The following is a 24,845-nucleotide window of genomic DNA, read 5'->3' on the forward strand; positions in this document are numbered from 1 at the left end:
GCCGTGGGCTTTCACATCAGACTTAAGAAACCGCCTGCGCGCGCTTTACGCCCAATAATTCCGGACAACGCTTGCCACCTACGTATTACCGCGGCTGCTGGCACGTAGTTAGCCGTGGCTTTCTGGTTAGGTACCGTCAAGGTACGAGCAGTTACTCTCGTACTTGTTCTTCCCTAACAACAGAGTTTTACGATCCGAAAACCTTCATCACTCACGCGGCGTTGCTCCGTCAGACTTTCGTCCATTGCGGAAGATTCCCTACTGCTGCCTCCCGTAGGAGTCTGGGCCGTGTCTCAGTCCCAGTGTGGCCGATCACCCTCTCAGGTCGGCTACGCATCGTCGCCTTGGTGAGCCGTTACCTCACCAACTAGCTAATGCGCCGCGGGCCCATCTGTAAGTGACAGCCGAAGCCGCCTTTCAGCTTTCCTACATGAGTAGAAAAGAATTATCCGGTATTAGCTCCGGTTTCCCGAAGTTATCCCAGTCTTACAGGCAGGTTGCCCACGTGTTACTCACCCGTCCGCCGCTAACTTTTGGGAGCAAGCTCCCGCAAGTTCGCTCGACTTGCATGTATTAGGCACGCCGCCAGCGTTCGTCCTGAGCCAGGATCAAACTCTCCAATAAGATTGTTTGAATAGCTCATATGTTTTTGTTGCCTTTAGACAACTAGAATTAACGTTGACGTTTCTGCTTTGTTTAGTTTTCAAAGAACAATTTTCATTATCGCTTCATCTCAGCGACCTTGATTATTATATCGTGCTAATTTTTCAAAGTCAATATTCTTTTCAAAAAAATCTTATAATTGAATTTGATAATTTTACGCACTTTCTTATCATCCAAAAGACAACAAAACGATTCTAACAAATTAATTCACCGAAGGCAACTTCCTATTTAATATTTCTATTACAATTAGAAAGATGTCTTGTATCAGCGACCTATTTAATATACCAGCTAACTTCATTAAAGTCAACTTCTATCAATAATTTTTCTCTTCTCTTTTTTACACTATAAATATTATATAAAGAAAAAAACCTTACTTTTTCAAAAGCAAGATTTTTATTATACCATCAAACCCCATTGGAATCAATATCATTTTCATAGCATGTTTTCATATTGTTCAAACAAAAGAAAGGTGTCTTTCACCACAGTATAGAATCTAGTATCTCTTTGCGTAAAATCGCACTGGATTCACATTTATTGTGGATATCTGACACTGATGGGATAGCCCATACCGATTCTTTCTATATAATTATTAGCCAATCTGATTGTTTGTAAAAGCTTGATTAATGGCTTCTTCTACTTTTCGTTTATTCATGCGTGACTTCACATATCGTTTCGTCACGTTAATATCCTTATGACCGGCCAGACGGGATACCGTTTCAACATCCACTTTATTATCAATAAGGCGCTGGCAAAAAGTATGGCGAAGCTTTTGCGGGTTTACATCATACTTCTTCAGCATATATTGTACCGCTCTTTCAGTGAGACGTTCACCTGCACTGGAAACAAACACCGCTTCTTCTATCGAATGGGAGTCCAAATAATTTTGCAAGTATCCTCTTGTCTCCAACGATAGTGGTATAACCCTTTTTTCATTCGTTCTTTCTATGTTCAATTCATGATTATTCAAATCAATATGAGAACGATTTAAACTGCATAATTCCGAAACACGGATTCCAGTATGCAGCAGAACGTACACAATCGTTGTATTGCGGAGGTTACCATCTTCTTTTACCTTCCTCAACAACCGGCTGTATTCAAGCGCGGACAATGTTTCAATGTCATTCTTTTTTTCTACAGGTTTGATTTCTATCCCAAACGTGAGCTCTGGTTTTTTCAAGAATTTAGCAAAGGTCCGAATTGCGCCAATCGTTTTATCGATCGTTGCCAGGCTTTTTTGCTGTTCTTCCATGTAATCGATATAGGATTGGATATCGGTCTTTTCTAGGTGATTGATATCCCTATTCTTCTCTTGAAGCCATTCTTGATATTTTTCCAATTCCCTCTTATACGTCTTAACTGTATTAGGAGATTTTTTGTGTTCATTTAACCAGAGACAGAAATCAAGAATCAGCGGAATAGCTTCAGTAGAATGTTTTTTCATTTCAATCCTCCTAGTCATTGCTTTATCCTCATTATAACTTATTAGAATATTAGAAATAAATTCACTTCTACGAATTTAATTTTAAATTGAAGTAAAGTTGTTTTGAGATGAACGATATAAGTTTGTATATAGTATTATCTTTTTATACATATATTCAAATATAAGAAGACTAATTTACATTTGATATTATCCTGTCAGAATAATAAAAGAGAGAATCGACATATGCGGACTCTCTCTTTTAATTATGTAAAAATAATTGCAATAAATTTAACTAATCGACGCAAAAATAAACGAATCAGGTTTTTGTGCATTTAATTTATCAAGCTCGGAATAAAACTGTTTGTATTCAACGATGGATAGTTCACCATGTATGTATCTTCTTTGAATATGATCTAGTAATTCATTCACATGTGATGCGTTACGATTCATTACTTTCTCAAAATGATTTTTTAACTCTTCCAACATAGTAATCCACCACTTTCTTTAAATTTTCAAACATTTACTGATGCAGGAAAAAGCATATCATGAAAAAAACTGTTTTTATTATTTTTATAATTTTCAGACTACCGACACGAACTTACAAGATTTTAGCTATGTTTGACACATAAATTTTCTGCATCCTTTTTAAATAAAGACTTTGTCCATTTCTATCATTTCACAAATGTCGTCGAATAGTTGAATTTTCGCGCTATCCATGTAGAAATCCTTCGAAAACTTTTTTAATTTTATAAAGAGGAAGTTTATCTTATAACATTTGAATATTTCCAGTGCAGGAAATAATTAATATTTCTATAGAAACCTAGGAAATTACAGAATTATTAGATTGGGAAATAACGTTGGTAAAATGCTTATTATGCATTAACATTAGCGGAGTCTTATAAACATGTAATAAGGATGATTTTCAGTGGAACAACTTTTACAACTGGAACTTCGCAAAAAGAAGCCGCTTAAAAGAGTTGCGATGTTTTTGATCCCATCTATTCTTGGAATCTTTCTCTTTATGATTCCGATTTCGTATAACGATAATATTACTATTCCAATTGCGGTTTTGTCGGGTTTGGTACAGGAATGGCTGGTCGACTATTTACCAGCAATTATGACGGGGATTATTCTTCTTACTCTAATCGGTACGATTCTCATGAAAACCGTTCGCCCAGAGGTGATGAATCGCAATCCTTTTATAAAATCATTGTTGGACGTGCCTCCTGTATGGTTTGCTGCACGAATTCTTGGCGCTATTTTTGCTGCCTGTGTCCAATTCAAATTGGGGTCGGAAATGATTTGGTCTGAAAATACAGGCGGAATGTTACTAAATAGTCTTCTTCCTGTTCTTTTCTCCGTATTTTTATTTGCCGGCTTGTTTCTTCCGCTCCTATTGGACTTCGGACTTATTGGAACTGCTTCAGATTCCTGAAGCGAAGGCAGCTTCGGAGATACTTGTTGTTGGGTTTGCCGATATGTTCCTGCCTTCTGTTATCGGGGCCGGGATTGAAAGTGAAATGACAAGATTTATTGTTGCATCGGTATCGGTTACGCAGTTGATCTATATGTCCGAGGTTGGCGGACTGCTGCTCGGTTCGAAAATTCCCGTTTCGTTCTGGGAGTTGTTTGTGATTTTCATTCAAAGAACGTTGATTACATTGCCAATAATTACAGCTGTGGCGCATTTTCTTTTTTAAATAATCGATTTAAACACCTTCAGGTTTTGGGGGGTTTTTTGTATGGATGGTTTTAAAGTTTGCCTTGGTGCTATTGATGTATCTTTTAAATTAGCACGTGGGGACGTCTTTTAGATTTGCTTAAGGGACAGGTGCTGTTTATTCGAGGTTGGTTTTGTTCTTTTGAGCAGTTTTATGGGACATTTGAGGTTGCTTTGACTTTTGCTTTGTCTTTTAGAACAGCTCTATGGGCTTGCTTTGATCTTGGTTTTGTCTTTTAGCCTGCTTCTATTAGACAAGTACCTTTGCTTCAATTAAAATTTTGTCCATTAGAACATCTATGAAAGCATATTCCCTTTTCCAAATCAAATTTTAATCCTTTATCACGCTTATGTAGGGCAATCAGGGTATTTTTTTAACTTAAAGCAAAAATATAAAATGAACCCTTTTAAAACAAAAGGAGTGCCAGCCAGACTAGCACCCCTAACCTTTATTCATCATCAACCTCGCCGTCGCCAATCTCATCCTCTTCCTCTACATCTTCCACTTTTTCATCTTCCTCAGGCTTCTCATCATTGCCGCAGCCTGCTAAGGAAAACAGTGAAAAGGCTAGGCAAAACAACATAAAGAACTTTTTCATATGGAAACCTCCTTTATCTTAAGGTTTCCAACCTATATCCGATTATGTAAAAGAAAGTATGCAAACGAATTTGGAATCAAAATAAATAATCGGATAGAGAAAAAAAAGCCGAGACATAATAAAAAATAAAACCTATACATGTTTGAGGAACGAAAATGACAATTGCCTTTTTATTTATCTCATATATAATCATTGGGATAATCTTTTATAAAATGCCAAAACGATTATCCCAACTTGAAGTTTATAGCATTTGGATAAGTGTTTCCTTGGTAACTCTTCTATCTGATGTATTCATAGCCGATATTTTAGATATGTATGACCTATTTAAACCCGGATCTCATGTCTCAGATGTTATTATTGAAGTGACTTTACCAGCTTGTTTTGGAATTCTTTATGTGAATTTTATGCCTGAAAACAAAAGAAAAATGGCTATTTATATATTTTGTTGGACCATCTTCTCTGTCTTATACGAGCAACTATCCAGATATTTCGGTTACGTTCATTATAAGGATTGGAAAGTATGGTATTCATTTTTTTACTATTTATGCGCTTGTCTTTTCATGTGGTGGCATGTTTGGTTTGTTCGAAAAGGGATCAATAAAAATCAATGAAAGGGTAGAGAAATATGTGACTCTCTACCCTTTCATTATTTTACCAGTCGTCATTCTTCCTTACTGCATCCCGCCTTTTTGTGGAAACTCAACTCCCAGCTCGGCCAGCTGCGCTTGTGCTTCTTCTCTTGTAATTGTTCCTGCTCTTTCCTGCTCCATGATCTCTTGTGCCTTTGCCTTAGCTTCTTCATCGAGACCTGAAAACATGTCAGGCATAGTTCCTCTATCCGGCTTCATTCCGCCATCTCCACCGCCAAAACCGCCTGCTCCGGCATGGCGAAATCGGATGGATGGAACATGACGAAAGGACGCTTATTCAAGACTTATACCACCAGATGATGTTGTTTCAATTAAAGCCGGTTACTGTGGTGGATTATGAACGAGAAGTCTTTATTTATCGGTATGGAAATGTGCGGGTTACCTTTGACGGCAATATAAAAACAAGCTTTCGAAACAATGATGTACTGATTCCTGATCTGGCAATGGTAGAAACCAATCCTAATGTTGTGATTCTTGAAGTGAAGTATGATGAATTTTTGCCGGATGTGATTAAGCAATTGCTTCAGGTTGGCGACAGGCGGCGAGGAACGTATTCGAAATACCAGATTAGCAGGATGTATGGATGAAAGAGTTGCGTAGGTCCGGTGAATGTGGAACTTCTCTTCGGATATGCCTGCTTAACACCGTAACACCACAGCCATTCAACAGTAAAACATAATTATTTAGAGGAATTATAGTGGAAACGTTAAATTTTAACGATGTATTTAAATCTAGTTTTCTAGAAAAGACTGCAAGTTTTTCGATTGTAGATACTCTTTTTGGTTTATTAGTCGCATTTGGAATTGGACTATTAATATATCTGGTCTATAAAAAAACATTCTTAGGTGTGATTTACTCTCATACTTTCAATATTTCTTTGATTGTGATGACAATGGCAACAGCGATTATTATTATGGGAATATCCTCGAACGTTCTCTTATCACTTGGGATGGTTGGTGCCCTGTCAATTGTTCGTTTTCGAACACCTATTAAAGATCCATTGGACATTGTTTATATTTTTTGGGGGATCGTCGCGGGGATTTTATGCGGTGCTGACTTTATTTTGTTAGCTGTGATCGGTTCCATTGCGATTGGACTAGTACTGCTATTCTTTATTAACCGGATTACCGTTGAAAATCCTTATCTATTAGTTATTCGGTATAATGAAACATCAATTGAAAACTCTTTAGAGCACGTGATTTCCGGACATGCCAAAAAGCATTCGATTAAATCAAAGTCCGTTATGCCGGGAAATGATTACGAAGTTACCTATGAAGTGCGTGTGAAGGATAACGATATGAGCTTTATCAATAATATCTCTACAATTGACGGAGTAAAATCAGCCATTATGCTAAGTTATGATGGGAACTTTACGGCTTAATAGAGTTTTATTAATTAACAGCCTCGATTGAATGATGAAAAAAAGACAAAAAGAAAGCCAGCAGCTGTTTTCCGTCAGCTGCTGGCTAAGCGCAGTATATAGATATATAGAAGGAAAAGAAATAAACCGATGGGGGAAAATCCCACCAAGCGGGTAAAACAACATAGACAGAGTACTTACTTAAGGTAAAGCATTAAACCGATGGGGGACTGTCCCCCATCCTAGTAAAGCGTTAAATCATTGGGGGACTGTCCCCCACTTTGGTAAAGCGTTAGTCCAGCAGGGTACCCACCTCTTTAAGCTTTGTTTGATCTTGGTCCCGTTGGATTCGCTTGTATATATGAACCGTAATTTTTAATGTTATACGGTTGCTGGTACTTTTTGAAGCATTGTGCCGTTTTGGGCAAAGTTGATGTGCCATGAGAAGGCTTTTTCTATAACATGAGGGGTTTGTCCTCCTCTTGCTAGAGCTTCCTCAAAGTATTCACATAATTGATCACGATACATTGGATGTGCGCAGTTTTCAATGATGCGTTCTACTCTTTCTCTTGGCGCTAATCCACGTAAATCTGCAAATCCTTGCTCTGTCACAATGACATCGACATCATGTTCCGTATGGTCTACATGAGAAACGAATGGTACGATACTTGAAATGTTTCCGCCTTTAGCGATTGATTTTGTAACAAAGATGGCTAAGCGGGCATTTCTTGCAAAGTCACCGGAACCACCAATTCCGTTCATCATTTTAGTTCCTAATACGTGAGTGGAGTTGACATTTCCGTAAATATCTAATTCTAAAGCTGTATTGATTGAAATTAATCCGAGTCGGCGGATGATTTCTGGATGATTCGAAATCTCCTGTGGACGCATCATTAATTTATCGCGATATTTTTCAAAATTATTGAATACCTGCTCCATTTTTCCCTCGGAAAGCGTTAGTGAGCAGCAGGAAGCAAAGTTTACTTTGCCGGCATCGATAAGATCAAACACAGCATCCTGTAATACCTCAGAGTATATCTGTAGGTTTTCAAACTCTGAATCTAACATGCCATGAAGTACAGCGTTTGCCACAGAACCGATTCCTGATTGTAATGGTGCCAGGCTTTCAGTTAAACGTCCTGCTTCAACTTCTGTGCGAAGGAAGCTGATCAAATGTTGGGCCATGATTTTTGTTTCTTCGTCAGGTTGTACAATCGTGGATGGAGAGTCAAGTTGATTTGTAAATACAATTCCTTTCACTTTTTCAGCATCAACCTGAATGCCAATTGTCCCAATGCGGTCATCTGGCTTTACAAGCGGAATCGGCTGACGATCGCCTTGTTTTCCAGGCTCATATAAATCATGAAGTCCTTCTAGTTGTGGAGATTGAGCCATATTAATTTCAATAATGATTGACTTTGCATTTAAAGCAAACGTTAAAGAGTTACCAATTGATGTTGTCGGAATCACCATTCCATCTTCTGTGATGGCAATAGCTTCGATAATCGCGACATCAATATCCAAGACATTGGCACGCAGCAGCTCGGCAGTATGGGAAAGGTGCTGGTCTACAAATAAAAACTCACCTTGGTTGATTCCTTTTCGCATGGTTGCATCCGCCTGGAAAGGTAATCTTTTTCCGATAATACCTGCTTCGGCAAATAATTTATCAATATCAGAGCCTAAGGAAGCTCCTGTAAACACATTTACTTTAAAGGATTCGTCATCCTTAACCCGATTTACCAGTGCAATTGGAACCGCTTTCGCGTCACCCGCACGAGTAAAGCCACTTAAGCCTAAAGTCATTCCATTTTCAATCCAAGAAGCCGCTTCATCAGGTGTTACGACGCGGTCTCTTAGACGCTGATCTCTAATACGCTCCAACTTATTCTCCATTTTGTATCCCTCTCTTAACGACTAGTTAGTTATCATTTTACTGATATATGTCATTAAAAGTAGAATTTCGGTACACAAAACTAAATTTTCTGAATAAAAAAGCAAATCCCGACACCGAAACAGAAAAAATTTTAAAATCCTAGCAATTTTCTGAAATAACTGGAATAAGATTGGCTCACAGGCACCTTTTCCCCGTTAGCCATCGACAGCACAAACGTGGAATGGCTATCAGGATAGATAGCTTGAATATGATTCACATTGACAATAAAAGAACGATGGCATCTGATAAAAGAATCCTTTGGAAGCAGGTATTCAAATTCCTGCAGCGTGTTTTTGTGCGTACCTGTTACATCACCTGCATAAACGGTTGTCTTCTTGTCCTTCGCTTCTAAATAGACCACTTTTGAAAAAGGAATCGGAATCCAGCCGTCACCTGTTTTCACAGTTACAACCGATTTTCCGTCTGCTAAAGCCGGATATATTGCCGTGACACACCCTTCCAGCTGCCCATTATGGTAAATAGGCATAGCCAGCCCGTGATAAGGAACTCCGAAGACGTCACGGTTGATAAACTCCGAGACCTTCTGCCCTGTCTCCAGAGCCATATAAGCCATCGTTCCTTCCTTAATGGGATCACCAGGTCTAATTTTTAAATCAATCCGTTTACTCGGCCGATAGTAAATATACTCCGTTGTATTCGAAACAACGATAGAAATCTCATCTGAAAAAACTTCTCCAATTACATCTAATAATGAACTTAGGGTTATATCTCTCATCGCGGAATCACCTCGACACTATTATACTACTATTGGAAAAATCAAGCATTTAGAAAATAAACAAAAGTGAAAATCGTTAAATTGAATGAAAAAATTCCTGCTTTAACGCGGGGTAATTCACGTTTAAAGCAGGCGAGTTATTTTATGTTAGAAAAATGTTAAAAGGGATCGAACTTATTATTTTATACTATGGATTACCTCTACAGGCTTGGCGCGAAAGACAGGATATTCATGTCCATTCTGGATAACGGTTTCTCCATGATGGGTAAAGCCCATCCTGGGGAGGACCCTAGCACCCTCAGGACTGACAGCAAAGCCGCCGATTTCTTGGACATGAACTCCTTTCTGTTTGAGACGGATTAATTCGCCTGGGATATCTTTAATTACTTTACTGGCATATTCTTTACGGCGGGAATCAAGCGTATCAACAATAAGCGTAATAAAGTAAAGGTAAACATCCTCCGGCCGGTCATAGGTCAGGAGTTTGTCTTCAAGCTCATATTCGCTGAGGCTTCCTTTCAGGATCGCTTTATAGGCTTCTTTTGCAAGTGGGAAAAGGCTGTACATGCCCTTTACACCTTCCGTAGTTTTGAGGATACGGTAGATGTCTGGATTCTTTTTCAGGAGATTCCTTAACAGTTCAGGCGAGACATGCCACTCTTTCGGATAGATTTTATCATTCAAGGCAGCCATGCTTTCGCAATCCTGCAGCTGAGCTGTGATCATTTCAAGGATGGTGTAATCATTCATGGGTATACGTACCTCCGTTTTATCTTTTAAGAATAAACCTTCTGCTAGATTAGTTTTGACTATTTATGTATGCGTTCATGTAAAGTAGATGGTCAGCAAATATCTGACTGTTTGAGATCGTTTCTTTTATATCATTATTTTACTATAACTAGATTTTCTCTTTCTTGTTATAAGATTGAGCTTAAAAAAAAGGAAAAAAGCATAGGCTATCTCTGCCTATGCAAAAAAATATATGGATGATTAAGAAATGGAAGCACTAGGTCAACTGTCAATAAAGTCAACCATATTAATGTTGATTAATTTCATTATAGCATTAATCGGTACTCCAATAGATGACATTAATCACATGGTTAGCCTGGTTCTAGTTTCATTCACTTTATGGGATAAATACTTTTAACTTTCTCTTCTGTTTTGCTTTAAATAAAAATCCCAAGATCCAGTAACTGGTTCTTGGGATTTTTGAATGGTTTATGGGTTTATTTTTAGCGAAAAGATTTAATGGGGGAAATTAGAGTGGAATTGGGAGTTTAGATTGGAACGGATCTTTCTGCGTTGATATAGCCGGCACCGTAGACATTTGGATCTTTGCCCTTCCAAAGGTCGGCATTCTCCATAAGAGCTTCTTTTACTTGATCAGGTGATAGGGAAGAATTGCGCTCTAATATAAGGGCAACGATACCAGCACAAATTGGTGTGGCCATGGACGTACCAGATAACATAAAGTAATCATTATCGACCCGGGCCGATTTCTGCAGCTTATCTAAATAAGAATTTGGTGCGCGTAACGAAATGATATTTACCCCTGGAGCTAATATATCCGGTTTGGTCAATCCATACCTTGTTGGGCCGCGGCTGGAGAAGCTTGCGACATCATCATCCGTTCTTTCAACGGAGTCCCTGTCATCGAGTGCCCCGACTGTAATCACTTTATCACTGATACCAGGGCTGGCAATCGTTCCGGCATTCGGTCCTTCATTTCCGGCTGCGACACAGACGACTATCCCTGATTCCCAGGCTTTCTCAACGATTTTCACCATCGGGTCGGCATCTTCTGAACCATAGTTTTGCGCCGTGCTACCTAATGACATAGAGATAATATCTATTCGATCTAATGGATGATCGATATTATATTGAATACACCAGTCAACTCCCTGCATTACCGTTTCTAAAGAACCGGAACCCATCTTGTCCAACACTTTTACCCCGACAAGAGTTGCATTCGGTGCAGGCCCTGCATAGGTTGCTGAAGCAGATGCTGCATCACCGGCACAATGCGTACCATGGCCATTATCGTCATATGCAGCCGTACGATTGTTAACAAAATCCTTAAAGTCTGTAATTCGATTAGACAAATCCTGGTGCGGATGAATCCCCGTATCAATAATGGCGATTTTCACACCCTTACCTGTTAATTCTCTCCCTCCTCGATTAATTCCCTTTGCACCGGCAGCAGGCACAGCTACATTAAGCAGCGCCTTTACCTCGCTGTTCAAATAGACTTTTTTAATATGTTGGCAGCTATTGAGAACGTCTTCTAATCCAGAAGGTGTGATATCCACACTGCAGCTGGAAATCCTCGGAAAATAGTGTCGAATCTTATTTCTCATATGACTATCCATAATTCCTTCCACTACATTACAACCCTCTTCATAGCAGCCGTCCTGGAACTCCACAATCACAGAAATCTTTTTACCCCTTTTAATGGTTCCCTCGAAAAATTTATGCAAAAAGCAGGGGGTCCATTTAAAAGGTCTGTACATATTCAAAATTAAATCCCTTAACGTCCGTTCCAGCTTATCTGCATGAGCTCGTACCATTTGAACCATCGAATAACCAAACAATCTTCTATCATCTCCTTCTTAGTTTTTAGTATATTTTATGAAAATAATAGAAAACCGCATCAACACTTGTCCTCTATTCTAGTAAAAAGGGCACAAACAAGCAGAGCTGTTCTAAAAAGCATGGGGACGGTTCTCTTGCTTCCGTGGAAGCAAGAGAACCGTCCCCATGCAGCTTTTGCACAAAAAAACCGGCCTCCAATGGAGAGCCGGTTTTTTTTTATGCTAATTTTTCAACGGATTGTTCGTTAACAGATTGAGGGTCCTTCGCACTTTCTGGATTGAAGCGGCCTTCCCATTTTGACATAACAACCGTTGCTAGTGCGTTTCCTACTACGTTTACGACTGTACGGGCCATATCTAGAAGTCTATCAATTCCAGCAATGAAGGCTAGTCCTTCAAGGGGAATACCCACAGTACCTAATGTTGCTAGTAATACAACAAAGGATACTCCCGGTACACCAGCGATTCCTTTTGATGTAACCATTAGAACTAAGACTAATGTTATTTGTTCCATGATGCTTAGATCAATACCGTACATTTGCGCGATAAAAATGGCAGCAAGTGCCTGATATAATGTAGAGCCATCCAGGTTAAAGGAGTAACCTGTCGGAACAACAAAGGAAACGATATCCTTTGGACAGCCGAACTTCTGCATTTTTTCAATTACTCTTGGCAATACTGATTCTGAACTTGATGTTGAATAAGCCAAAAGCAGTTCGTCTTTTAATGTTTTCATTAGATGGAAAATGTTGACGCCGACAAGCTTTGCAATTCCACCCAACACGACTACGATAAAGAAAGCCATTGTTGCGTATACAAGGATCATTAATTTTCCTAGCGGCAGTAACGATCCTAGACCGAATTTGGAAACAGTTACCCCGATTAAACCAAAGACACCGAACGGAGCAAATCTCATGACCAAGTTCGTTACCCAAAACATTGCATCTGCTACACCTTCGAAGAAAGCAAGCACCGGCTTTCCTTTCTCACCAATCGCCGCTACTCCTAAACCGAAAACAACGGAGAAGAAGATAATGGATAACATATCTCCGCCTGACATCGCTGAAACGACGTTACTTGGTACAATATCAACGATAATATCCAAAACCCCATGACTTGAGTTCTGAACTTCCTCCGTTGTATGCACGTATTGATCAATGGAGGTTTTTGATAGTGAAGACATATCAATTCCTTCACCGGGCTTGAAAAGGTTTGCTGACAGTAAACCAACGACAATAGCTATCGTTGTGACAATCTCAAAATAAAGAAGCGTCTTCCCGCCAAGCTTTCCCAATTGTTTGATATTTCCAGTCCCAGCAACCCCAATAATTAAGGTTGAAACAATTATAGGGACAACAATCATTTTAATCATATTTAAAAAGATGGTACCAAGCGGTTGTAGATACTTCTCAACACCTGGATTTCCATAGAATATGGCACCTACAATGATCCCCAAGATTAAACCAGTCAGAATTTGATAGGCCAATGAAAATTTAAATCTTTTCTTCATCAAAAAGTCACCCCTTTATTGAAATTATTTTCATAAAAAATGAGCTAATTCCAATAATACGGGTCACCTATTAAATCCGACAGAATCCTACATTTATCTTTTTCAAAAAATTATCCCTGTTGATATTTTTCCAATGTTTCCAAATATAGCACCTGCAAAAATTTCTTAATATTAATTTTAACTTTTGGCTCCTCATCCCGCTCTTCTTGAATCGAAACCATATGCTTTCTGATTTCTTGAAAGTCAAAATAACGCGGCGCGTAGTATTCAAACTCAGGATTGGTGTAATCAATCGTTCCCAAGGAAACTAAGTTATTAAATGCCGTTAAAATTGTGCGGCGGATACGCTGCTCGATGGCTTTACATTCTTTTTTCACATCGACCTGATTAAATTCACCCTTCGATGCAACTGCTTCGTATAACTCCTTTAATGGAGGAAGCTGGGCCATTCTCTCACTGGAATTCATTAAGTGTTCAATAATCAAAACAATATCATCACTCCCCGCTCCCCCGATGATGCCCATATCATTTAGAATCGACATGACGATTTCTTTGACACTCTTCTCTCTTGCATTCAATGTATCTAGGCCGATATGCGCCAGGGTTTCCTGGATCGTGCGCAGAGAATTTTTTAACAAAAACTGCTCGGTGGTTTTCTTTAAAATGCTTTGCACTTCCACACGATTGATTGGTTTATGTATAAAATATTCGACGCCCTTCTCGTACGCTTCCCCGACTATTTCCTTCGTTACCACTTGGGAGATCATGATAAACTGTCCTTCGAACCCTTCGGACCGTAGGCGTTCTATCGTTTCGATCCCATCTAATTCCGGCATCAATAAATCAAGTAAAACAACATCAGGATTTCTTGTGAGAATCGGCAAAAGACCCTTCACCCCATTTTCCGCTTCTCCAATCACCATGCCGAGATCACCATCAATAATGATGTTCTTCAGCATCGTTCTGCTTGCCTTGTCATCATCTACAATAAAATAACGCAGTTTCAATCCCCTCTCTTTCGTAACGACTTTGTTGGAATATGAATGATAAAAGTAGTTCCCTGTTCGGCTGTTTCAATGTTTATTTGCCCTTTTAACGTATGAACAATTTCCTGGACATGTGATAAGCCAATTCCTGTTGCCGCAACGCCTTGCTCGTTGAACTTAGTTGTATAGCCTGGTTCAAAAATTACGGGGACATCCTCTTTTGGAATTCCCTTACCTGTATCCTTGATGACAAAAACGGTGTTACCCGACTCCTCATATATGTCGAAATGGATTTCTCCTTTATCTGTAATTGATTCAACTGCATTAGCAGCAAGATTATTTAACAGAGCCAAGAGTGGAATTTGCTGATTCGTTTCAAAGTCAACAGATATTTTTTTATGAAAAAGGATCCGTTTCTTTAACAGCTCACTGTAGCGTTCATTAGCAATAACGACAAGGCTCAGGACATCAGAAAGATTGAGTTTCTTTTCCCGTTTTTCAAGGCTGAGCTTCGTCAATCCGGAAAGAATCCGCTGCGAGTCCTTTTTGACTTCATGAATTTCTTGTGCAATCTGCAGCGCCTGAACACTTAACAGATGCATGTCTTTCTTTTTCAGCTTGCGGTATAAATCATGACTAGATGCCGTAATTTGTTCGATATGATTCATAGACTTTTGCAAATAAAGGGTTTCGGCATAGAGCTCCGAACCAACCTGAAGCATTTCCTGCATCCTTTTTCTTTGTTCAGAGATGGTGATCGAGCTGTAAAGGCCGACGACAAAGTAGCTGCGGACCAGGGCAACGCCTGTGATCAATCCCCATGCTTCCAGGTCCATGCTTACCTGCTGAAGCAGTTGGTTTCGAACAATCTCTTCGGTACTGTTTGCAATGAATTCAAAAAGAAAAGCCCAGCCTCCCAAAAAAAGCGGAAGTGTTTTGTACTTATCTATTTTAATGATTTGGAAACCTAGCGCAAATAAGAAGTAAAACAACAAAGCAGGAGAGTGGCTGACGAGACTCGTCGACCATATCGCTTCTTGAAAAATCATATCTTCAATTGTGCGTATACAAACAGCCATCACCCCTGTCACCATCCCTGTTCGGATAATAGACATCGGCGGCCAAATTAGGATCAACAAGAAAAACGCCATGCTTCCCAGCCCAAACCGGAAATCCTCCCCTTCAAAAGGAACCACTTTGATTTCACTGGCAATCGTGGTCAATAAAGCCGTCAACAGCATAGCAAACCAGTCATTTTTGCCTAACGTTCGCTTAGAAAATGGATGTGATACAATCATGGATAATCTCCTATACAAACCATATATTTTACTTCATCACCAATACTCAACTATAAACCGAGTATACCATTATATCCATAATAATTTTTTCTATTATTGTAGCTCACATATGAACGAATTATTTAAGTCTGTACGATGTTGAGGATGCAAAGGGACGGTTCTTTTGCTTCTATTTGGGGTAGATACAGAGGGACGGTTCTCTTGCTTCCATTTGGGAGAATCTAAAATGAAGCAAAAGAACCCGCTCATGATACGTCATAATTGTTGAAAAAGGGCAGGCTGACTGTTAATGTAGGTCACGTTATAGTACATACTTATTCTATCTAATGGAGGGATAATCGTTGAGAACAATGAAATTGGGCAGCAGCAGCATAGAAGTGCCGGTGTTGGCGGTTGGCTGTATGCGTATGAATACATTGGAGAAAGCCGAAGCTGAGCGCTTTGTCCAAACAGCTTTGGAAGAAGGAGCAAACTTTTTTGATCATGCAGATATATACGGTCACGGTGAATGTGAGGAGATTTTCGCAGATGCTATACATATGAATGATGATGTCCGTGAGAAAATCATTCTGCAATCGAAATGTGGCATTCGTAAAGGGATGTACGATTTTTCCAAAGAGCATATTTTAACGTCAGTTGACGGGATATTGAAGCGGCTGAAAACCGAATATCTGGACGTTCTGCTTCTGCATCGGCCGGATGCTCTTGTAGAGCCTGATGAAGTTGCAGAAACCTTTGATATTTTGAAAAGCTCGGGCAAGGTCCGCCATTTTGGTGTTTCAAACCACAATCCGCTGCAGATTCAGCTGCTTCAGAAATACATCAAACAGCCGCTTGTGGCAAACCAGCTGCAATTAAGTATCACCAATTCCACGATGATTACAAGCGGGCTCAATGTTAACACGGAAAATGACGCCGCTGTTAACAGAGATGGGAGCGTGCTTGATTTTTGCAGACTGTATGATATCACAATCCAGCCATGGTCTCCTTTTCAGTATGGATTTTTCGAGGGCGTGTTCCTCGGTAACGAAAAGTTTCCAGAGCTAAACCAGAAAATCGACGAAATTGCCGCCAAATACGAAGTAACGAACACAACCATTGCAATTTCCTGGATCCTTCGACACCCTGCAAACATGCAGCCAATCATCGGGACAATGAATCCCAATAGATTAAAAGACTGCACTAAAGCCACAGAGATTCACCTCACCCGTGAAGAATGGTACAGCATTTTGCGTGCAGCAGGGAACATTCTGCCGTAAAGATTATGAAACAGGGGGACGGTTCTTTCGCTTCCTAATGAAGCAAAAGAACCGTCCCCCTGCATTTTTGCCCCGCCATGTATGCTTTTTCCATTCTGCCCTGTCAGTAATGCTAATTATGAATAGATTGTCTTAAAAATAAGGGAAATGGATGGTGGTATATAAATGTATGAAAAGGATGATTCCATCAAGCTAATCAGGTCATTACCTGGTGATATGGCTCAGCTTTTTCAAATAGGCCGTGACAAGCATCTATATGTGATGAAGTTTAATAATGTTTATAATCGAACAAAGGAAGTCGTGAATGAATATATTGTCGGCAAGTTGGCTGAAAAGCTCGGCCTTCCTGTCTTGCCTGTAAAACCTGTTTATGTCACACAATCTTATCTCAAACAGTTAAAAATACCAGGAACAGCTGGATTCCAGTTGTCGCTCCCCTATATCGAAAACTGCCTTTCCTTCAATGAATTTATTAAACAGTCTCAGAAAGAAGTAGTCAATAAAGAAGACCTCTCAGGTATGATTGTCTTCGATCAATGGGTAAATAATACAGATCGTAGTCGAACAAATATCCTATTCCAACCCCAAGGATCAGGTTACCGTTTTCTGATGATTGACCATGGCAGATGTTTTCCCGGCGGATATCTTTGGACAGTAGATTCTCTTTCAGAAGAGGTTCAGTATCGGATTAACATGCCGGTATATAAATGGGCCACATCTTCCCTTACTCATGAGAATGAGCTAAGATTATTCGCCCAAAAAATTTTATCACTCGATAAAAATTCCATTTCCGAAATAATCATGTCGGTCCCCAAAGATTGGATCATAACCGCTGAAGAAAAAAAGCAACTCCTTCACTTTCTAACCAAACAGCAGCAAGCCTTACCGAATGTAATAGAAAACTATATCCAAAGATATCGTCATTAAATAGATGGATGAAGCAGAGGGACGGTTCTCTTGCTTCCGATGGGGGTAAAAAAAGAACAGCATCATCGTATTCTGAAATCCACTGATTAGCGCAAAAAATCCACTTTGTATGTGACTTACGGCACATGATTGCGCTTTCAATATTCTAAAAGTTATTTTCAAAAATCCAATATTATACAAAAAAAGTGTGATTAGACAATTTTCAACAATTGGGATAAATTTAATGGTGTAAAGAAAATACTGGGGATTCGGAATATTTTAGTAAGGGGAGGATTTAGTAATGATACGTTATAAAAAATTGGGATATGCTGTTCTATGTGTAACAGATCTGGACAAATCAATTGATTTCTACACAAATATTGTGGGAATGCAGTTCGTTGAGCGCGTTGGTGAAACCGCTTACCTCCGTACCAGCCATGACCACCATAATTTAATTCTTGAGCAGGCTCCTGAAGCTGGATTAAAACGTGTTGGCTTTGAACTTGAAAAGGCTTCTCAATTCGACGCTGTTTTCAATTATTTACAGGAAAAGGGATTAAATCCAAGAGAGTTAAGTGCAAAGGAAGCACAGGAACTAGCACAAGGAAGAACACTGCGCTTCAAGGACCCTATTCTAGGTATCACCTATGAAATGTACGTGGAAATGATGCAAATGGGTACTGCTTATAAACCAACAAACGGACTGGAAATTGAATGTTTGCTGCATGTCGTATATGAAACAAATCAATTTGATGAAGTATATGACTTCCTTGTCAATACAATGAACATGGCCGTATCTGATATTCAAGGCCGCGAAATGGCATGGGCATGGTTACGTGTATGGCCTAACCCTTACCACCATTCATTTGCGATTACTAAAGGACCAGAAAATAAATTAAACCACATCGCCTATAAAGTAAAATCAATCGATGATATCGGTAAACAAGTAAACGTCTTAAAGAATCACAATGTAAAAATTCACTTAGGACCTGGCCGTCACCATCCATCAGGAAGTATATTCCTATACTATGCGGATCCAGACGGCATCACACTTGAGTACAGCCAAGGAATGGAAGAGTTCCCTGAAGAAAATCCACGCGAACCACGCCGTTTAGAGCCAAGTTTATTAACGCTTGATGAGTGGGGCGGACAACCGGGCAAAGACTTTGGTAAATATGGTAAATTGATTGTTGAAGATGAGGAAGTTGTTCCTCAATAATAGAGTCATTGATATAGGAGAATTCTTCTTTTAATAGAGGAGTTCTCTTTTTTAATAGAATCATATCACTTAGGGCTGTTTTTGAACGATTTTTTCTTCTTTTTACAGGCAAAAAAAAACCCCATCATCCTTCACTCGGAAAATAATGGGGTATGGTTAGGTTAGACATAAAGTAACTCGTTTTCTCGATCATGGATGTCTAGGAGCTCTGCTTCCCGCCATAGACTAAAATCTGGGATGACGTCCTCCTTGAAGTGCAGCATTTTCTCCTTAGGCTTAGCCTTCACCAACACTGTTTCCTCCGCCGTCATTCCACAACAAATTTCATAAATTTCGTCGAAATGAGTGAATGACATCATCGGCACCTTCTTCCTTATTTTGAGGGGTTTTTGACTTAAGTACCTCCCTCTTGCTACTATTATAAGCGGAAAAAGCGACTTCGTTTCCCTTTAATTTTGTCAATATTTTGAATTCAATCGACAATAATGACGACGGCATTTTTTAAAAACCCAAATCCCCTACCGCAGCGATTCAACCTTTTTACTCAAACGTAAGCTCTTCTCCCCTTTTTTACGAGAAGCAAAGCTATGCAGAATCACGCCAAAAATAACTGTCAGGATTCCAGCCCACGATAAAAGCGATGGGAGATCCGCTGATAAAAAGAAAAGCTCACCCAGTAAGGCAAATAGGACGCCGACGGGCTGGGTAGCTTCGACAGCAGCTAATTTCGTCATTTGCCCATTGACCAAGTCCGTTGCGTGAAAGAATAGAACGGTAGCAATCACGCCGACAAACAGAGCAACTAACCCCGATTGAATCGTTTGCGATTGGCTTGGTATCCCTTCTGTAAAAAGTCCATAAATGGACAGCAAGAACCAGAAGGGCAAGCTTGCAAGTGTCATCCCACATACGCGCTCAAATGTGTGAAGCCTGCCGCCTGCAACCTCCATCATTTTACGATTTCCAAGAGGATAAGCAATGGAGGAAATCACCATTGGAATGGTGGCGAATAACATTTCCTTTAGCGAAATGTCTTTTGCATGCTCAATTTGCATGAGCGCGATTCCAGCTAAAATGATCATCGAAAAAGCGAGTCCACGTAACGGGACCCTACTCCGAACCCTTTTCGTTCCATTTGTTGTTTCGATATTTTCATAGAAAAGCGGTGCCAGTAAGGAACCAAAAACTATAGTCATTTGAAACGTTGCCGCCACCAGCCATCCGGGAGCATAAGCGGTTGAAAAACACATCGGAGCATAAAATAAACCAAAGCCGACAAAACTCCACCATACCCATTTCAGAGGCGCTTCCTTCATAATCACAAGTAGCATACGCAGCTGTTTTCTCACCAACACGATGATCACCAGAAATAAAGCTGTCCATATATACCGGAGCGATGCACTCCAAATCCAGCTGCCCCCAGATATCTCCATCGAACGATTGAGAATATATGTAAAAGCAAAAAAGAATGCACCACTAATACCAAATAGTATCGGCCGCAAAAATGTACCTCCTTTGATGTTCGAAAAATTAACTGAAAGGAAACTAACAGCAAAATCAGGTTTTAGGCTTAACACTATTTTATGTTTGCTCGCCTAACTTTTGCAATATTTACACAATGGTGAGATAAAAAAATACAGTGTAAAGCACAATAAGCCAGTCTGGTAAGGAACCAATACTATTGGTTCAAAAAAAAATGCCGAGAAAAATACCTCTTTCTCGACACTTTGTGGTACGCGTATACGTAACACTCTTATTATGATTCCAACCCGAAAATAATTTTCAATTAGTGCCCATCTCTTTCAGTGTACGGCTCCATTTGATCCTCAGCTTCGGTTTCCACCATCCCGTACATGCCGTTCATTTCCTGTTCATCGATATCAAGGCCTAGCGCTGCTTCATTTGTATTTTGCGAATTCATTTGTTGATTATTTTGTGCTTGATTATTCATTCCTTGATTGCTTTGTGCTTGATTATTCATTTGTTGATTTTTATTATTTTGCATTTCCATTTGTGACACCTCCTTATAATAGATTGTCTTAGCCAGACGTACTTCATTCATTGATGCAATTTCTTCAATAACGGAATAATACTTTAGTGGAAATACGAACCTTCATCATATTTACAAAACTTCAGCACAAACTAAGAGTGGAGGTGATCAACATGACAAACAAAGAAAAATTCCCAGAAGGCGCAAAAATCACAAAGGACAATCAAATCTTTGCTCCTGAAGGCAGTTCCCATAAAGTTAAAGGCCAATCACACTCAGCAAAAGGCTCAAACCGTGGGTATGGACAAAAATAATCAAGGGGACGGTTCTCTTGCTTCCGAAAAGAAGCAATATCAAAACCCGGCGAATGTTCAAAGAGGATAAGAGAACTTCAAAAAGGACACAAAATTAACGATTTGAACATTTAGTGAAATATTGACCGATTCATTATAATAACCATTTATTCGTCAAAACTAGTGATGGAGGTGATAAACATGACAAACGAAGAAGAGTTTTTAGAGGGTGAAGACACCATGGAGGAAAACCCGCTATTTGCTCCTGATGAAATCACTGAACCTGTAAAGCCTAGTTTTGAACGAGGATTCAAAATGTGGTGGGATGGTTGGGAATAGATAACCTATTTTGAAAGCAGTTTCTACCATACAGCTGGACAAATCCACATATAGTCTACTAGCATTCAAACCAATAAAAATAGGGACAGTTAAAAAACACCTGTCCCCATTTTCATATCACTGCACTTTTCATAAGTTTGAATGTATTTCGAATAATATCACCGCGGCTGATCATACCGACTAACGTGCCGTTCCGTACAACCGGTACTTTTTGAATATCTTTTTCACCTAGAAAAGCTGCGATATCCTCAACTTCCGCCTCTGACGATATTTTGTAGACCTTTGTCTTGGCAATCTCCATTACATTTAAATTCATTAATCTCTTTGCCCTACTCTCAAGATTATCATGGTCTCCTGACATTATCTGCGAAAAAAATAAAGTGCCAAGTACCATGTCCTTTTGCCTCCCGATATAACGCATGATATCACCATCACTTATGTACGCAACCATTTCATTTTTGTCATTCACAACCGGGAGACCACTAAGACCATGTTCAATTAATTTTTCGATAACCAGACTTACACTATGCTCTTTTTTTACTTTAATGACCTGTGTGTTCATGATATCAAGCGCTTTCATTTTACCCCTCCTAATTTTTAATAGACTAAAAATCAGAAATTCTAGGCTGCTATTGATATTACCCTATATTCATATTAAAAAGTTGTATTATAACAGAAATATATTACATTTTTCCTAATGTTACAAATATTCAGCTTATGAAATAGAAGCATAAGACAACTGAATATGAGCACCATAAGAATGGGAATATAAGTTCCAAATAATAATTCTGGAGGCTTATTCATGACAAAGGAAAATCAGCAGAATAAAACGGAGCAGCAGTTAAAGAATGCCCAAATTGAGGTACAGAAAGCACATTTAGAATTACAGTTGGAGGAGTCTGAATTATTAAAGGCAAAACAGCAAGAGGAAATGGAACTGCAGCAGCTAAAACAAGCACAACAGAAAGTCAAACAAGAACAATTTGACGTCCGGCAAGCCCAAGAAAAATTACGGCAGGCACAAGATACCGTTATGACTTATCAAAATTTACAATAAAAAGGTTCTTTTGCTTCCATCACAAAAAAATGAGAAGCAAAAGAACCTATCTGCGTATTATACCTCAAGCATTTTAATTTTTTCTTCAATATATCGTTTTTCCAATGCTCCTAGTTGAAGCGATAGGTTTATATATGCGGAGCTATTGGCACCGCTTTTATTGTATAGATCCCCTAAGCTGTTCCTAAGTTTAATAATTTGTTGTAGTATCACATTGTCGCTTTGAATGTGTTGTTCAGTGACTGCCATTATCATACACCTCTTCATAATAGAAATTTTGGAATGAATGACATGTTGAACCCGGAAAACTCTTATTTTTATCGTTAGAGACTATTTATAGTCATAAGAGCGGATCATCGTAATTCCAATAAAAGCGTATCACAGTCACTAATGAGATGAAAATATGTTAATAAATAGTAAAACAATTTACAAAAATCTTACTATATATCAATATAACATTACAGTCAAGTGTGTAATTTCAAATCATGAAAATATTCCTGATTATCTATGAAAACGGTTTAACATTAACCCCTTCCCATTAAAAAGATACTTTCCTATGATAATGACTAGAATAAAAGTAAAAATATTCAGACAAGAAGCAGGGTGACGGTTCTGCTGCTTCTTTTTTGAATCTTGGAAGCGGAAGAACCGTCCCTCTGCTTCCTATTAAAGATTGAGCTATGCTTCTTACTTCTGTTCTATACATAATAGAACAAATTTGTTATAATATAAGTAGAACAGATTGGAGGGACGGAGGATGATTATTCGTGTTGAGCCTGAGTCTGATATTCCGATTTATACGCAGTTGTCGAATCAAATTATTGAGGGGATTGCCCGGGGAGAGCTAAGGCCGGGGGATTCGCTTCCTTCTGTTAGGAGCTTTGCTGCAGATTTAGGAGTGAACATGCACACAGTTAGTAAAAGTTATCACCAATTAGAGAAAAAGGGCATCATCCGGATTGTTCCAAAGTCAGGTGCCATCATCCGAACACAGGATGAGTTAAACCGAAGTGGCCCCCATAATGAGCAATTTATTGAAGCATGTAAGCCGGTTATTGCTGAAGCATTGGTTGTGGGATTAACCAAACAGGAAATTAAAGCACTTGTTTCCACGGTTATCGAAAACTTCAAAGGAAAAACATGATACATGCTTCCAAAATCAGATTGTTAAACAAACATTCATAGATTGGAGGAATGATTGATTATGGCATTTATTGTTTTTTTCATTTTAATTCTCTTTTTAACCTGTTTGGAATCTGCTATTCCATATTTGGTGAAACGGACGGTTGTATTTGGCGTATCCATACCAGATCAGCATGTAACGGATGATAAGCTTAACCGCTATAAAAAAACATATACTATTTTTGTCGCTTCTGTTTCAATAGCAGCATTGGCCATATTTACCTTTTGGTACAGCACATCCAGTCCTGCGGAAGAAAAAATGGTGCTATACGGGATGGCCATTCAGTTTGGCATTATGTTATTGAGCATTGCGTTGTACTTTTTTTATCACGGAAAAACAGCCCAGCGAAAAAAAGCAGAAAAATGGGGAGAAAATGTAAAACGGATTAAGGCTGCTGATTTATCGGCAAGAGTTCAAGATGAGATGCTGCCGTGGTATGTATTTTTTCTTCCAATGATTATTACGATCGGTGTCCTTATCTATACAATTAGCAAATATCCTGTCCTTCCTGACCAGATTCCAACCCATTGGGGAATCAATGGCAAACCGGATGCTTTTACGGTTAAAACACCTTTCTCTGCGATTCAAATGCTGATCATCCTGTTAGTGATGCAGGTGATGATGATAGCAATTAATCTATCAACAAAACGCTCAGGTATTAAAGTAAGCACCACAAACACACAAGCAACCCGTGCCCGGCAGCTTACGTTAAGAAAGTATTCGAGCTGGTTAACGTTTATAACGAGTGTGCTGCTTACGATGTTATTTTCCTTCTTTCAATTATCAACGATTCATGAGGACTTAGCCGGTGATGCCGTTACGTTTGCCCTTCCTATGGTTTTCTTGTTCCTTGTACTGGCAGGTACGATTATTTTTGCTGTAAAGGTAGGAACGGCGGGCAACAATAGTGCAGGGGCCCAACCAGCCGAAGGCGTTGGAGACTATGATGAAGATGAATATTGGAAAGGCGGCCTCTTCTATTTCAATAAGAACGACCCTTCCATCTTCGTGGAAAAAAGATTTGGAGTCGGCTGGACATTGAACTTTGCTAACCCGATTGGGTATCTGATTATTATCGTACCTCTCATTGTGATCTTGGTTCTTAGTTTCTTATAGGTTTTAATGCAGCA

At 39.2% G+C, this 24,845-nt stretch carries 26 protein-coding genes, 1 rRNA gene and 1 pseudogene (1 of these 28 only partly in view); 11 read left to right on the plus strand and 17 right to left on the minus strand.

Going from position 1 to position 24,845, the window contains the following annotated elements; genetic code table 11:
• The 3 genes from R4Z09_RS26590 to yppF all read right to left on the minus strand — a co-directional run.
• Window positions 1-624 (minus strand): 16S ribosomal RNA (locus tag R4Z09_RS26590) (it extends 926 nt beyond the left edge of the window).
• A 628-nt stretch (window positions 625-1,252) separates the two neighbouring features.
• Window positions 1,253-2,104, minus strand: coding sequence for a tyrosine-type recombinase/integrase (locus R4Z09_RS26595; protein ID WP_338449680.1), 852 nt, complete (start codon window positions 2,102-2,104; stop codon window positions 1,253-1,255).
• Window positions 2,105-2,371: 267 nt separating this feature from the next.
• Window positions 2,372-2,569, minus strand: a complete 198-nt coding sequence (yppF, locus tag R4Z09_RS26600) for a YppF family protein (protein ID WP_338449681.1) — start codon at window positions 2,567-2,569, stop codon at window positions 2,372-2,374.
• Between the two features lie 496 nt (window positions 2,570-3,065).
• Between yppF and R4Z09_RS26605 the strand changes: the two are divergent.
• A pseudogene (locus R4Z09_RS26605) lies at window positions 3,066-3,783 on the plus strand (hypothetical protein).
• Window positions 3,784-4,252: 469 nt separating this feature from the next.
• Here R4Z09_RS26605 and R4Z09_RS26610 read toward each other — a convergent pair.
• Together R4Z09_RS26610 and R4Z09_RS26615 are read right to left on the minus strand one after the other, a co-directional pair.
• Window positions 4,253-4,402, minus strand: a complete 150-nt coding sequence (locus tag R4Z09_RS26610) for a hypothetical protein (protein WP_338449682.1) — start codon at window positions 4,400-4,402, stop codon at window positions 4,253-4,255.
• A 671-nt stretch (window positions 4,403-5,073) separates the two neighbouring features.
• Window positions 5,074-5,250, minus strand: coding sequence for a hypothetical protein (locus tag R4Z09_RS26615; RefSeq protein ID WP_338449683.1), 177 nt, complete (start codon window positions 5,248-5,250; stop codon window positions 5,074-5,076).
• A 53-nt stretch (window positions 5,251-5,303) separates the two neighbouring features.
• Between R4Z09_RS26615 and R4Z09_RS26620 the strand changes: the two genes are divergently transcribed.
• Both R4Z09_RS26620 and R4Z09_RS26625 read left to right on the plus strand, forming a co-directional pair.
• Window positions 5,304-5,639, plus strand: coding sequence for a VTC domain-containing protein (locus R4Z09_RS26620; RefSeq protein WP_338449684.1), 336 nt, complete (start codon window positions 5,304-5,306; stop codon window positions 5,637-5,639).
• A gap of 110 nt (window positions 5,640-5,749) precedes the next feature.
• Window positions 5,750-6,433 carry a DUF4956 domain-containing protein gene (locus tag R4Z09_RS26625; RefSeq protein WP_338449685.1) on the plus strand — a complete coding sequence of 228 codons (684 nt, stop codon included), beginning with the start codon at window positions 5,750-5,752 and terminating at the stop codon, window positions 6,431-6,433.
• Between the two features lie 360 nt (window positions 6,434-6,793).
• Here the strand turns inward: R4Z09_RS26625 and R4Z09_RS26630 are convergent, their stop codons facing one another.
• From R4Z09_RS26630 to R4Z09_RS26660, 7 genes are all read right to left on the minus strand, one after another.
• On the minus strand, window positions 6,794-8,308 hold the full coding sequence (locus R4Z09_RS26630; protein WP_338449686.1) for an acetyl-CoA hydrolase/transferase family protein: 1,515 nt from the start codon (window positions 8,306-8,308) through the stop codon (window positions 6,794-6,796).
• A gap of 131 nt (window positions 8,309-8,439) precedes the next feature.
• On the minus strand, window positions 8,440-9,084 hold the full coding sequence (locus R4Z09_RS26635; protein ID WP_338449687.1) for a LytTR family DNA-binding domain-containing protein: 645 nt from the start codon (window positions 9,082-9,084) through the stop codon (window positions 8,440-8,442).
• 177 nt (window positions 9,085-9,261) lie between these two features.
• Window positions 9,262-9,834: a hypothetical protein gene (locus R4Z09_RS26640; RefSeq protein ID WP_338449688.1), complete on the minus strand. Its 573-nt coding sequence runs from the start codon at window positions 9,832-9,834 to the stop codon at window positions 9,262-9,264.
• A 527-nt stretch (window positions 9,835-10,361) separates the two neighbouring features.
• On the minus strand, window positions 10,362-11,675 hold the full coding sequence (locus R4Z09_RS26645; RefSeq protein WP_338449689.1) for a S8 family peptidase: 1,314 nt from the start codon (window positions 11,673-11,675) through the stop codon (window positions 10,362-10,364).
• 217 nt (window positions 11,676-11,892) lie between these two features.
• Window positions 11,893-13,185, minus strand: coding sequence for a cation:dicarboxylate symporter family transporter (locus R4Z09_RS26650; protein ID WP_338449690.1), 1,293 nt, complete (start codon window positions 13,183-13,185; stop codon window positions 11,893-11,895).
• A 110-nt stretch (window positions 13,186-13,295) separates the two neighbouring features.
• Window positions 13,296-14,186 carry a response regulator gene (locus R4Z09_RS26655; protein WP_338453363.1) on the minus strand — a complete coding sequence of 297 codons (891 nt, stop codon included), beginning with the start codon at window positions 14,184-14,186 and terminating at the stop codon, window positions 13,296-13,298.
• Window positions 14,187-14,188: 2 nt separating this feature from the next.
• Window positions 14,189-15,469 carry a sensor histidine kinase gene (locus tag R4Z09_RS26660; protein ID WP_338449691.1) on the minus strand — a complete coding sequence of 427 codons (1,281 nt, stop codon included), beginning with the start codon at window positions 15,467-15,469 and terminating at the stop codon, window positions 14,189-14,191.
• A 341-nt stretch (window positions 15,470-15,810) separates the two neighbouring features.
• Here R4Z09_RS26660 and R4Z09_RS26665 point away from each other — a divergent pair, with 341 nt between their 5' ends.
• From R4Z09_RS26665 to R4Z09_RS26675, 3 genes are all read left to right on the plus strand, one after another.
• Window positions 15,811-16,728 carry an aldo/keto reductase gene (locus R4Z09_RS26665; RefSeq protein WP_338449692.1) on the plus strand — a complete coding sequence of 306 codons (918 nt, stop codon included), beginning with the start codon at window positions 15,811-15,813 and terminating at the stop codon, window positions 16,726-16,728.
• A gap of 165 nt (window positions 16,729-16,893) precedes the next feature.
• Window positions 16,894-17,655: a HipA family kinase gene (locus R4Z09_RS26670; RefSeq protein WP_338449693.1), complete on the plus strand. Its 762-nt coding sequence runs from the start codon at window positions 16,894-16,896 to the stop codon at window positions 17,653-17,655.
• A 280-nt stretch (window positions 17,656-17,935) separates the two neighbouring features.
• The gene (locus R4Z09_RS26675; protein WP_338449694.1) at window positions 17,936-18,853 is read left to right on the plus strand and encodes a VOC family protein; all 918 of its coding nucleotides are present in this window, start codon (window positions 17,936-17,938) and stop codon (window positions 18,851-18,853) included.
• Between the two features lie 161 nt (window positions 18,854-19,014).
• Here R4Z09_RS26675 and R4Z09_RS26680 read toward each other — a convergent pair whose 3' ends face one another.
• From R4Z09_RS26680 to R4Z09_RS26690, 3 genes are all read right to left on the minus strand, one after another.
• Window positions 19,015-19,212 (minus strand): hypothetical protein, encoded by a 198-nt coding sequence (locus R4Z09_RS26680; RefSeq protein WP_338449695.1) that lies wholly within the window; start codon window positions 19,210-19,212, stop codon window positions 19,015-19,017.
• Between the two features lie 159 nt (window positions 19,213-19,371).
• Window positions 19,372-20,355 (minus strand): multidrug resistance efflux transporter family protein, encoded by a 984-nt coding sequence (locus R4Z09_RS26685; RefSeq protein ID WP_338449696.1) that lies wholly within the window; start codon window positions 20,353-20,355, stop codon window positions 19,372-19,374.
• Window positions 20,356-20,639: 284 nt separating this feature from the next.
• Window positions 20,640-20,864, minus strand: coding sequence for a hypothetical protein (locus R4Z09_RS26690; protein ID WP_338449697.1), 225 nt, complete (start codon window positions 20,862-20,864; stop codon window positions 20,640-20,642).
• 152 nt (window positions 20,865-21,016) lie between these two features.
• On the opposite strand from R4Z09_RS26690, the gene R4Z09_RS26695 reads away from it, so the two are divergent.
• Both R4Z09_RS26695 and R4Z09_RS26700 read left to right on the plus strand, forming a co-directional pair.
• Window positions 21,017-21,157 carry a hypothetical protein gene (locus R4Z09_RS26695; protein ID WP_338449698.1) on the plus strand — a complete coding sequence of 47 codons (141 nt, stop codon included), beginning with the start codon at window positions 21,017-21,019 and terminating at the stop codon, window positions 21,155-21,157.
• 180 nt (window positions 21,158-21,337) lie between these two features.
• Window positions 21,338-21,475 carry a hypothetical protein gene (locus R4Z09_RS26700; RefSeq protein WP_338449699.1) on the plus strand — a complete coding sequence of 46 codons (138 nt, stop codon included), beginning with the start codon at window positions 21,338-21,340 and terminating at the stop codon, window positions 21,473-21,475.
• A gap of 112 nt (window positions 21,476-21,587) precedes the next feature.
• Here the strand turns inward: R4Z09_RS26700 and R4Z09_RS26705 are convergent, their stop codons facing one another.
• Window positions 21,588-22,055 (minus strand): CBS domain-containing protein, encoded by a 468-nt coding sequence (locus R4Z09_RS26705; RefSeq protein ID WP_338449700.1) that lies wholly within the window; start codon window positions 22,053-22,055, stop codon window positions 21,588-21,590.
• A 222-nt stretch (window positions 22,056-22,277) separates the two neighbouring features.
• On the opposite strand from R4Z09_RS26705, the gene R4Z09_RS26710 reads away from it, so the two are divergent.
• Entirely contained in the window at window positions 22,278-22,532 is a 255-nt protein-coding gene (locus R4Z09_RS26710) for a hypothetical protein (RefSeq protein WP_338449701.1), read from the plus strand.
• 57 nt (window positions 22,533-22,589) lie between these two features.
• On the opposite strand, the gene R4Z09_RS26715 is transcribed toward R4Z09_RS26710, so the two are convergent.
• Complete coding sequence (locus tag R4Z09_RS26715) at window positions 22,590-22,781, minus strand: hypothetical protein (protein ID WP_338449702.1); 192 nt, start codon at window positions 22,779-22,781, stop codon at window positions 22,590-22,592.
• Window positions 22,782-23,289: 508 nt separating this feature from the next.
• Between R4Z09_RS26715 and R4Z09_RS26720 the strand changes: the two genes are divergently transcribed.
• The gene (locus R4Z09_RS26720; protein ID WP_338449703.1) at window positions 23,290-23,676 is read left to right on the plus strand and encodes a GntR family transcriptional regulator; all 387 of its coding nucleotides are present in this window, start codon (window positions 23,290-23,292) and stop codon (window positions 23,674-23,676) included.
• A gap of 60 nt (window positions 23,677-23,736) precedes the next feature.
• Window positions 23,737-24,831: a DUF1648 domain-containing protein gene (locus R4Z09_RS26725; protein ID WP_338449704.1), complete on the plus strand. Its 1,095-nt coding sequence runs from the start codon at window positions 23,737-23,739 to the stop codon at window positions 24,829-24,831.
• The last annotated feature ends 14 nt before the right edge of the window (window positions 24,832-24,845 follow it).

The sequence above is a fragment of the Niallia oryzisoli genome (assembly GCF_036670025.1).
GTDB lineage: Bacteria > Bacillota > Bacilli > Bacillales > Cytobacillaceae > Bacillus_BD > Bacillus_BD oryzisoli.

Excerpts from the sequence above, each read along its gene's own strand:
- R4Z09_RS26710 (WP_338449701.1), top strand. The coding sequence starts at position 22,278 with ATGACAAAGGAAAATCAGCAGAATAAAACGGAGCAGCAGTTAAAGAAT.
- R4Z09_RS26675 (WP_338449694.1), top strand. The coding sequence starts at position 17,936 with ATGATACGTTATAAAAAATTGGGATATGCTGTTCTATGTGTAACAGAT.
- R4Z09_RS26630 (WP_338449686.1), bottom strand. The coding sequence starts at position 8,308 with ATGGAGAATAAGTTGGAGCGTATTAGAGATCAGCGTCTAAGAGACCGC.
- R4Z09_RS26610 (WP_338449682.1), bottom strand. The coding sequence starts at position 4,402 with ATGAAAAAGTTCTTTATGTTGTTTTGCCTAGCCTTTTCACTGTTTTCC.
- R4Z09_RS26640 (WP_338449688.1), bottom strand. The coding sequence starts at position 9,834 with ATGAATGATTACACCATCCTTGAAATGATCACAGCTCAGCTGCAGGAT.
- R4Z09_RS26670 (WP_338449693.1), top strand. The coding sequence starts at position 16,894 with ATGTATGAAAAGGATGATTCCATCAAGCTAATCAGGTCATTACCTGGT.
- R4Z09_RS26725 (WP_338449704.1), top strand. The coding sequence starts at position 23,737 with ATGGCATTTATTGTTTTTTTCATTTTAATTCTCTTTTTAACCTGTTTG.
- R4Z09_RS26690 (WP_338449697.1), bottom strand. The coding sequence starts at position 20,864 with ATGGAAATGCAAAATAATAAAAATCAACAAATGAATAATCAAGCACAA.
- R4Z09_RS26705 (WP_338449700.1), bottom strand. The coding sequence starts at position 22,055 with ATGAAAGCGCTTGATATCATGAACACACAGGTCATTAAAGTAAAAAAA.
- R4Z09_RS26720 (WP_338449703.1), top strand. The coding sequence starts at position 23,290 with ATGATTATTCGTGTTGAGCCTGAGTCTGATATTCCGATTTATACGCAG.
- R4Z09_RS26715 (WP_338449702.1), bottom strand. The coding sequence starts at position 22,781 with ATGGCAGTCACTGAACAACACATTCAAAGCGACAATGTGATACTACAA.
- R4Z09_RS26615 (WP_338449683.1), bottom strand. The coding sequence starts at position 5,250 with ATGAAGCCGGATAGAGGAACTATGCCTGACATGTTTTCAGGTCTCGAT.
- R4Z09_RS26635 (WP_338449687.1), bottom strand. The coding sequence starts at position 9,084 with ATGAGAGATATAACCCTAAGTTCATTATTAGATGTAATTGGAGAAGTT.
- R4Z09_RS26700 (WP_338449699.1), top strand. The coding sequence starts at position 21,338 with ATGACAAACGAAGAAGAGTTTTTAGAGGGTGAAGACACCATGGAGGAA.
- yppF (WP_338449681.1), bottom strand. The coding sequence starts at position 2,569 with ATGTTGGAAGAGTTAAAAAATCATTTTGAGAAAGTAATGAATCGTAAC.
- R4Z09_RS26695 (WP_338449698.1), top strand. The coding sequence starts at position 21,017 with ATGACAAACAAAGAAAAATTCCCAGAAGGCGCAAAAATCACAAAGGAC.
- R4Z09_RS26660 (WP_338449691.1), bottom strand. The coding sequence starts at position 15,469 with ATGATTGTATCACATCCATTTTCTAAGCGAACGTTAGGCAAAAATGAC.
- R4Z09_RS26620 (WP_338449684.1), top strand. The coding sequence starts at position 5,304 with ATGGAACATGACGAAAGGACGCTTATTCAAGACTTATACCACCAGATG.
- R4Z09_RS26680 (WP_338449695.1), bottom strand. The coding sequence starts at position 19,212 with ATGATGTCATTCACTCATTTCGACGAAATTTATGAAATTTGTTGTGGA.
- R4Z09_RS26650 (WP_338449690.1), bottom strand. The coding sequence starts at position 13,185 with ATGAAGAAAAGATTTAAATTTTCATTGGCCTATCAAATTCTGACTGGT.
- R4Z09_RS26595 (WP_338449680.1), bottom strand. The coding sequence starts at position 2,104 with ATGAAAAAACATTCTACTGAAGCTATTCCGCTGATTCTTGATTTCTGT.